Annotated in this window: 7 protein-coding genes; 2 read left to right on the forward strand and 5 right to left on the reverse strand. The window is 62.7% G+C overall.

Annotated elements, in window-relative coordinates:
- Window positions 1–175: 175 nt before the first annotated feature.
- Window positions 176–1,174 (forward strand): dockerin type I repeat-containing protein, encoded by a 999-nt coding sequence (locus Spa11_RS03775; RefSeq protein WP_145108095.1) that lies wholly within the window; start codon window positions 176–178, stop codon window positions 1,172–1,174.
- Here Spa11_RS03775 and Spa11_RS03780 read toward each other — a convergent pair.
- Entirely contained in the window at window positions 1,125–1,901 is a 777-nt protein-coding gene (locus tag Spa11_RS03780; RefSeq protein WP_145108098.1) for a hypothetical protein, read from the reverse strand. The genes Spa11_RS03775 and Spa11_RS03780 overlap by 50 nt on opposite strands.
- A 114-nt stretch (window positions 1,902–2,015) precedes the next feature.
- Window positions 2,016–3,125, reverse strand: a complete 1,110-nt coding sequence (locus Spa11_RS03785; RefSeq protein ID WP_145108102.1) for a DUF1559 family PulG-like putative transporter — start codon at window positions 3,123–3,125, stop codon at window positions 2,016–2,018.
- Window positions 3,126–3,573: 448 nt separating this feature from the next.
- Here Spa11_RS03785 and Spa11_RS03790 point away from each other — a divergent pair, with 448 nt between their 5' ends.
- Window positions 3,574–4,863, forward strand: coding sequence for a cytochrome c peroxidase (locus Spa11_RS03790; RefSeq protein WP_197529715.1), 1,290 nt, complete (start codon window positions 3,574–3,576; stop codon window positions 4,861–4,863).
- Between the two features lie 57 nt (window positions 4,864–4,920).
- Here the strand turns inward: Spa11_RS03790 and Spa11_RS03795 are convergent, their stop codons facing one another.
- The 3 genes from Spa11_RS03795 to aroH form a co-directional block, all read right to left on the reverse strand.
- Window positions 4,921–6,717 (reverse strand): CRTAC1 family protein, encoded by a 1,797-nt coding sequence (locus Spa11_RS03795; RefSeq protein ID WP_145108110.1) that lies wholly within the window; start codon window positions 6,715–6,717, stop codon window positions 4,921–4,923.
- A 500-nt stretch (window positions 6,718–7,217) separates the two neighbouring features.
- The gene (locus Spa11_RS23435; protein WP_261342285.1) at window positions 7,218–7,352 is read right to left on the reverse strand and encodes a hypothetical protein; all 135 of its coding nucleotides are present in this window, start codon (window positions 7,350–7,352) and stop codon (window positions 7,218–7,220) included.
- A 192-nt stretch (window positions 7,353–7,544) separates the two neighbouring features.
- Window positions 7,545–7,970, reverse strand: coding sequence for a chorismate mutase (gene aroH / locus Spa11_RS03800; protein ID WP_145108113.1), 426 nt, complete (start codon window positions 7,968–7,970; stop codon window positions 7,545–7,547).
- Window positions 7,971–8,394 lie beyond the last annotated feature (424 nt).

Raw genomic sequence — 8,394 nt, forward strand, 5'->3', positions numbered from 1 at the left:
CCCGAGGGAGCGGGGCGGGCTTCGCGGCCCGCTCCGCTCTTTAACTACCGAAAGTTCTTCGGACGGTCACCCGCGGCTAGCGCCGACGGCTCAGGTGAGTCGCTCTCAACTTGAGCCGTCGGCGCTTGCCGCGGGTGGCGCCCCGATCGCCCCGCCATCGCTCAATAGCAACCCGATGTCATCACGACTCCTGAGATACGCCAGCGCCGCCGCGCTGCTGCTTACTGTCGCATCCAACGCGTTCGGTCACGGCGAGGGAGTCCTCGTCCAGCGGCAGGGAGATCGCCTCGTCACCGGCTACGACAGCGATGCACCGGGCGGGCAGACGATCGGCACGCGCGTGTTTAGCTCCTACCTTCCTTCGAACGGCCTGACGACCGACCCGTCGTTCCTGTCGGTTTCACCGGCGCCGGCGGGGACGGAGTCCTTGGCGGCGGGCGAGGACGTCTTTTGGGATTTTCTGCCGCTGACGACCGGCGGCGTGACATCGAACTTGATGCACTGGGACGGCGCCGGTGAGCCCAACTTTATTACCGCCGAGGACGCGTCACTTACGCTCTACGATCCCAACTTCATCGCGGCGAACGTCGATGGCGCCGCGGCCGCGGTTCCGGGGGAGCGGGTCGGAACGACGACCTCCAACGCGCTCGCGTTGCACGCGCATCGCTACTGGGAGCTCGCAGGCGCCGGCGAAGCCGCCGCGGCGCCGGGCGTGTACGTGGCGTCACTCCGGTTGCGGATGGACGGCTTGGCGCCTACCAAGTCGTTGTACTTCGCGTTCGCCACCTTCGGCACGCCGATCGCGGCGCTGAGCGAAACTGTGGTGTGGCTCAACGACCGAGTAGATTCACTACTCTTACGTGGCGACTACAACTTCGACGGCTCGGTAAACGCTGCTGACTACGATGTCTGGTCGCAGCAGTACGGCTCTGCGACGCCAACGCCAGTGACGGTTGGCGAGGCCGACGGCAACGGCGACGGCGTCATCAACGCGGCGGATTACACGGTTTGGCGAGATTCTATCGTTGCGAGTAGTTCGCTGCTTATTCCTGAACCGGCGACGATTCTGCTGGTCGGGGCCCCCATGCTCGTCGTTGTTTCTCGCCGTCGTTGTTACGGCCGACCTAGTACATTACCGATGGAGGCTCTTGATTTCCGGTCCAGACGATTTTGAGCGCCAGTGGGCGCCATTGCTTAGAGTCCTCGGCGTACCAAAAACGGAAGAAATAGGGGCTGCGAATACGGCCCAGACCGTCGTCGTGCTCAATGAGAACACGTACGTCCGCCAAGAGGGCGGGGTTGGTGCGACTGACTTGCTCGAAGATGGGGTTGCCGGTGAACGAGGGGAGATAGATCCTTTCGTTTCCCCAGACCCATGACTCGTTGCGTCCCATCTGGACCATCGAGACTTCCCGCAACGAACGCGGCTTCCATAGATAAACTTGGGTCGCGCCGGCTACCACACCGGCGCAATGTGGCTCGATATCGCTGATGGCTTTTGACGAGTCCGACGCAGACTTGAGTCCACGGTCTCTCATATAGGCGACGAGTGTGTCGGGGTCGGCTGCGCCGATGGCCGTGACAGCGCCGGTGATGGCGTCGATGAGGTCAACTTGCTCATGGGAGGTTAGTGGCCGATGGGCGACCGACCGGCCGAAGCCGGCCGCATTGCGGCCTTGCTCAAGCCGTCCTTCGGTGCTGATCGTTTGCCGCAGTGCGTCGGGAGCATCGGCTAGCGGGACTGCCGACAGGTCCTCCCAGCTATCAACGATCTGCTTGCGGAGGACCTGCCTTGTGTTGGGCGGCGTCCGCTCGGGTTGGCGCCGGGCGTACCAGACCGCGCCGTTAGCGACGATGAGCAGAACAGCTGCGGCCGCGGCGATGAGTTGACGACGATTCATCGATAGATTTGCTACGACGGGCATGAGGGACGCGACGAAACCCACCAATCGCCTAGCTCCGATCGGTTCGTCAAGCTCGCTGCGTTTGTTGTCGCGTAAGTAACGGAGGTGGGATTACTCACCGCCGTCGAGGCGGTTGGCGGCGGCGCGGTGAGCTTCGGGCGCGATGTCGTACGCGACCGTTGAGGCTGAGCCGTCGCAGAACGCCATGTGCATCGCCGATGGGTGCGCGCTGCCGAAGGCGTAGATGTTGGGAAACCCGGCTTTACTGGTGTCGGCCTGCGGCTGGTACTCGCCTTGCGACCAGGGCGAACGCGGGTTCCAGGCGACACGGTGGTTGTCCCACTCGTAGCCGGCCCACGCCGTCTGGTTGTCGCCCATCATGACAACGCTGTCGACGACGTTGACGTCTTCGTAGAGCGACGGACGGAGGAACTTCTCGCCAACCAAATAGGTCTTGCTTGTCCCGTCGGTGATCTGGGCGGGACGCACCTCGCTACGGTAGTAGCTGACGCCAGTTTGGTAATACGGTGTGGCGGGGTCGTTCGTCGGCGTCCAGTTTGTTGGAGCGTGCTTGAGCGCAGCGTAGCTGTCGGGCGTCCACATGTTGGGCTCGCCGATAAACGCCTCAGCGGCGCTGTAGAGGGCGTCGCCGCTGTTGGCGGCGTAATCGGTCTTGGTGACGCGACCGTGGGGGACAACGCCGCGGCCGGTGACCGGCGTCCATGGCGCATTTCCCGAAGTCTTGAAAGGGTAGGGCTGCGCGGGACGGCGGCTGGGGCAGTAGAAAACATCCGGTGCCGACAGGAGGAGTGTCAGGTATCCGGGCGCAAGGGGCTCAGCCGTCACGTCCTCGCCAGCCGCTGCGTCGCGGAGAACGCTTAGTTCGAGGTAGTCCAAAACACTGAAGGGCCAGCCGCCGGGTTGATCGCGGCCGTAGCCTCGATCCGCGTCGGCGACGAAATCACCCGACCACCCCCCGCTGGGGAAGTAGCCGTGTGTCGTGACGTGCAGCTGCGTCGCGAGGCCTATCTGCCGCAGGTGGTTCAAACAGGTCGCCCGCCGAGCGGCTTCGCGCGCCGACTGCACCGCGGGGAGCATCAGCTGCACTAAGAGCCCGATGATCCCGATGACCACCAGCAGCTCGATCAGTGTAAAACCAGCACACAGCGATCGACTGGCGGGTTTATGGCAGACCTGCCAAGCCTTGTGGGTCCGATCCATCGGCGGTCCTCGGGTGAGGGGGGATCTGCGGCGCCTGGAAGTGTTCTATCCGCCAGAGGGCACTCAGGGCGAGATTTACTCAGGAATTTTCTCACGATCACTCAATTCTGCAGGGCTTACTGCAGCCACCAGAGCTTTCGTCTTGCGAACCATGACGCGGGCGTCCAGCTCTCGCCTTTGCGTGTTCTTACAGCGTTGTCACGCAGCTGACTCCCTCTTCGCTTGTCCGCGATTGAAGCCGCAAGTAAAACGCAAGTGTAGGTGGCGGTAGACTTTGCGCTCGTCGATGCGAGTAGCATTCGTCAGACTCCGCTTAGGCAAATGGGCCGACGTCGGCGGCCACTCCGATCTCGGAGCTGCGATGAGGCATTCTGGAAGTCATCAACGTGGCAAGCTGGTGAGGGCATTGGGCGCTACGTTGTTGGCGATCTCAATCCTCGACCCTCTCATGGCGGCACAGCCGCAAGTGCCGGCGTTGCCGACCGAGCCATTGGGGTACGTGAAGTACGCCGGTGAGGACATGCCGGCGCACTTCAAATTCGGCGCTGTCGCCGCGCGGGACAACACGCCCGCCGACAACCTGATCAGCGACGCCGGCGCCACCCTTGGCCGAGTGCTTTTCTACGACACGCGGCTCTCGCATGACAACGGGACGGCGTGCGCGTCGTGCCACCAACAGGCGACGGGCTTCTCGGACCCCGAGCCGGTCAGCGAGGGGATCGACGGCCAGCTCGGCACGCGGCACTCGATGGCGCTAGCGAACTCACGGTACTACATCACCGGCGCGATGTTCTGGGACGAGCGCGCCGAATCGCTCGAAGCCCAGGCGTTGATGCCGATCGAGAACCCTCTAGAGATGGGCTCAACGCTCGCCGAGGTCGTTGACAAGCTGAGCGCCACAACGTTCTATCCTGAGCTGTTTGAAGCCGCGTTCGGCTCGCCCGAGATAACGCCTGAACGGATCGGCAAGGCGATCGCGCAATTCGAACGGGCGATGGTTTCGTACCAGTCGAAGTACGATACGGCATTCGCGCCGGGCTCCACGACGCCGCAGTTCGACCAGGTCTTCACCGCCGATGAGCTAGCAGGCGAGCAGCTTTTCCACGGCGCCGGGCGTTGCAGCGGCTGCCACACGACCGAAGCACACGTCGGTGAACTGGTGTCGAACATCGGCCTCGAGGTCGAGCCGGTCGATGAAGGCGTCGGCGAGGGGCGGTTCAAGACGCCCTCGCTGCGGAATATCGCCGTCCGCGGCCGCTTCATGCACGACGGACGGTTCTCGACCTTGCAGGAAGTCGTCGAGTTCTACAACATCGGAGTTCAGGACAATCCAGCGCTCGACGAATCGCTGCGCAATCCTTTGCAGCTTGGCCTGACGGAGCAAGAAGTCCTGCAGTTGGTGGCGTTTATGGAGACGTTAACCGACGAGACATTCCTGACGAGCGAGCTCTTCTCGGACCCGTTCGTGACGCTACCCGGTGATTACAACGGCGACGGCGAGGTGGATGACTCGGACTTTGAGGTGTGGCGGACGAATTATGGCGACACTGAGTTGCTCACCGCCGACGGCAACAACGACGGCTTGGTGGACGCCGCCGACTACACGATCTGGCGGGACAGTGTCGGGCTGACGTGGGAATCGCTGACGCCGGTCGCCGATATCACAACGGCGGCGCCGGAGCCGTCGTCTCTGGTGCTGGTTGGGCTGGCGTTGGTCGCAGTGAGCCGTCGGCGCTAGCCGCGGGTGGCCTCAGAAAGATGTTTAGTGACGCTATCCGCAGCTAGCGCCGACGGCTCACGCCCGCTTTCTGGGCCGTCTGGCGATTGCGATGACGCCGAGCAGGGCTGCCGCCAAGCCCACCGGCTCGGGGACCGTGGAGGTCGCCCTGGACACTAGCGGGCTGCCGTAATTGGCTAGCCAGACGTCGTAGTCGGATTGGACGAACTGATCTCCGAGGCCGTCACGCCAGACGGTGTAGTCGGCCGCATCGACGACGCCGTCGCCGCTGTAGTCACCCGGCAGAAACGTGACGGTGAGGTACTGGTCGGCGGCGACCGATTGGAGGCCCTGCTTCGAGCCGTCGGGCCAGACAATTAGCAGTTCCTCGACGACGGTGGCGTCGGCGAGGCCGAAGTGGACGGGGAGGTCGCTCTGGTTGAAGGTGCCGATGTTGGTGTTGGCTTCACGGCGGAGGGTCTCGCCCTCAAGAACGCCCTCGTCGATCGTCGCATAGATCGTCGAGCCAAGGCCCGTGGTGTTCCACGACGGGCCCTCGAGTTCGATATAGAGCCAGTGATTGCCGTTGGTGGAGGCGTCGCTGATGTAGACGCGTTCGGGCGTAGGGATGCTGCCGCCGTAGGTCGAGTTGTTGGGGTGGACGAGGTCCTGGTCGCCGTCGCGGTCGAGGTCTCCCCAGGCGCTGTCGTAGGCGCCGGCGCCTACGGGGGACCCATCTCCAGTTGTGTTCAATCCCTCGATCGCGGTGACGTTGGTGAACTCCCAGTTGCCGTCATTGCGGTACAGCCGATGGTTGCCTCCTGATGCCAAGTTGTCGTGGAAGTAGAGGTCGAGGTCACCGTCGTTGTCGTAATCGACCGCTTTGCTGCCGTTGAGGTCCTCACCATTCATGTTGTTGAGGAGCTTGCGACCGAGGATGGTGTCGACATCGGTGAATTGATCGTTCCCGTCATTGCGCCAGATCTTAGTGTCGCTGCCGTCGGCGCCGGTCATGTAGAGGTCGAGTCGCCCGTCGTTGTCGAAATCCACGAACTCCGTGCCGTAACTGTTGCCCATGAACTGCGTGCCGTTCGTGTCGGCTATATCGACGAAGCTAAGCGAACCCGTCTCAGTGAGCATGTTCTTGAAGAAGTTGTTGCGGATGTTTCCGCCGGCTCGGCAGGTCGAAATGTAGACATCGAGGTCGCCGTCGCCGTCGTAGTCGCCCATCGCGAGGCCGTAGCCCTTGGTGCCGTAGGCGACCTGAAAGCCGGCGTCCTGGCCGGTGGGCGTGAACTGTCCGGACGCGCCTTGCAGATAGATTTCGTGCCGCTCAGGACCTTCCATCCCGATAATGAGATCGAGGCGCTTGTCGTTGTTGATGTCCGCCCAGCCGACGTTCTGGTGAAAGCCGGGGTCGTTGAGCCCGACAAAGCTGCTCGTGATTTTCGAGAACTCATCTCCATCGTTCTTGAGGAGTGAACCTCGGGTGCTTCCGCTATTGGTCTGCCCGACGAACACATCGACAAAGCCGTCGCCATCGTAGTCAGCCCAGCCCGCGCTCCAGGAGTTCGAGAGGCTTCCAGAGGGGAGCCTGCTCGCGGTGACGTTCGTGAACGTTAGCGACCCCATCTCGGTCAGATTATTGCGCCAGAGTTGCCGATCGGACGACGTTGAGCCTTGGAAATACATGTCCAAGTCGCCGTCGTTGTCGATGTCGGCGAGGGATACGCTGCGTCCGGCGTAATTCGCGCCCCATAAGATCGAGGCGCCCTGCTCTGAGAACGTGGCCGCCAACGTCGGCTCCATCACGCCCAGAAGAGAGATGGCGACCGTGAGGGCCCGAAGGGGGGAGACGAATCGCAACTGCATCATTGCAAGGCCTTTTCTCTGCGAGTCAAACGGCCGCCTGGCGTGCTCAATGCTCAGTGCTCGCCTCGAGAATCGGATCGCGGGCCTCGCCAATGGGCTCGTGTTGTTCCGACGAGAAGGGGTGAGCAACGGCTATTCTAGCCGCGAATGCCTTGAAACCGGTCCCCAAGAAACGGGCCTTTTGCGCACAAGACTCCCGCCGATCCGAGATGCCTCAGGACGCGTTGAGACGGAGGGCAATGACGAGATCGAAGGATCGAAGAACAGCCAGGCTTCGCTAAAGCCGTGCGAGGGTGTGTGTGTCGCGCGTGATGTGCGACTACCGCCCGGGCTCAAGTGCCTAACGGTCGCGCAGTAGCCAATACCGGCCCCTCAAGAGGTTTGCCGGCAGGGGCGATTGAAGAGAAGCGGCTCGGGCCGCGTGCCGCGTGGAGTCCGGTCGGCCGAAGAAGCACCTCGGAAACCTAACTCGACGCAGGGCAGCGCGGACGCTCACCGGATCGCTACTTCTTGCGGTGGCGGATCTTCGCACGCATCCGCCGCTTCTTGCGACCCTGTTTGCGGCGGCCTTTACCCGACTTCTTCGTACCCAAGTTCAACCCGCTCTGAGGGGCGTGGCCAACCGCTTTGCGGGGCACGCCGGTTCGTATCGGAGGGGGCGACGCCGTACGTCGCCCGCGAGCCCCGCATGTTACTGGCGCGCCCGGGGATGCCGCAAGTGCTGTAGCTGATGGCTAGGGTGTCAGGCGAGACAATCGCCAGCAGCTTCTCTTGATCGGCACGCCTGAGTGGTTCTCCCCCTCTCAGCTCAATGGGGAGAGTCCCGAGGCCTAAACGCCGCCGCCCATTTGTTTGGTGATCCAGGCTTCGAGCTCCGCCAGGTCGATCTCGGGAGGCGATTCGAGGTCGGGCCGCAGGCGTTCGGCGCCGCGGGCGTAGACGTGGTGAACTTCGGCGGCCGTCTTCTCGGTGTTCCAGTGGACGAGGATCCGGATGCACAGTTCCAGCGAGCCGGGGACGTCGATCTCGTACCCGCACAGGAGAGGGACTCCCGACAAGCCGAGCTGCCGGGCAGCGAGGGCGGGGAACTCGGCGTTAATGTCCTTGGTGACGGTGAAGATCACGCTGGCGATGTCCGCGCGCTCGATTCCGTTACGGCGGATCAGTAGGGCCAGCAGTTGGCGGGTGGCGGTGAGGATCGCCTCCCGCTCGTTGGCTTCGACAGTGGTGGCGCCTCTTACACCGCGGCAAGGCATCGTCGGAGATCGCTGGTTGGAGATTGGCGGACAGGAGAGGAGTCAACGCCGTCAAATTACGGCGCCCCGTCGGAATGAGGTAGGCGTGCGACGAAAAAGTGCCTCTTCTTGAAGCGTGAATCGAGCTCCAGAGGCCTCCGACGAACGCGGCTGGAAAACCTGAACCGGAATTCGAACCGCGTCGACGACTCTACCGTAATAGGGTTCTAAGCAAAGTCTGACGAAGAAGAGGGCCGGCGTTTTTCGGGGCGTCTAACGAATTTCTTTTTGAGTCGTTGACAGCTCCCAGCCGAAGGTTAAGATTCCGCTCCCGACCGCAAGCAAGGGCACTCGCAACAGCGAATGTCAGCCCAAGTTGGGGGCCTACCGCAGAGCGATGCTCGACGGTAAGTTTGGCAGCTCTGATTGGCGAAGGTCTAGCAAA

It is taken from the genome of Botrimarina mediterranea (assembly GCF_007753265.1).
In the GTDB taxonomy this organism is placed as follows: Bacteria; Planctomycetota; Planctomycetia; order Pirellulales; family Lacipirellulaceae; genus Botrimarina; species Botrimarina mediterranea.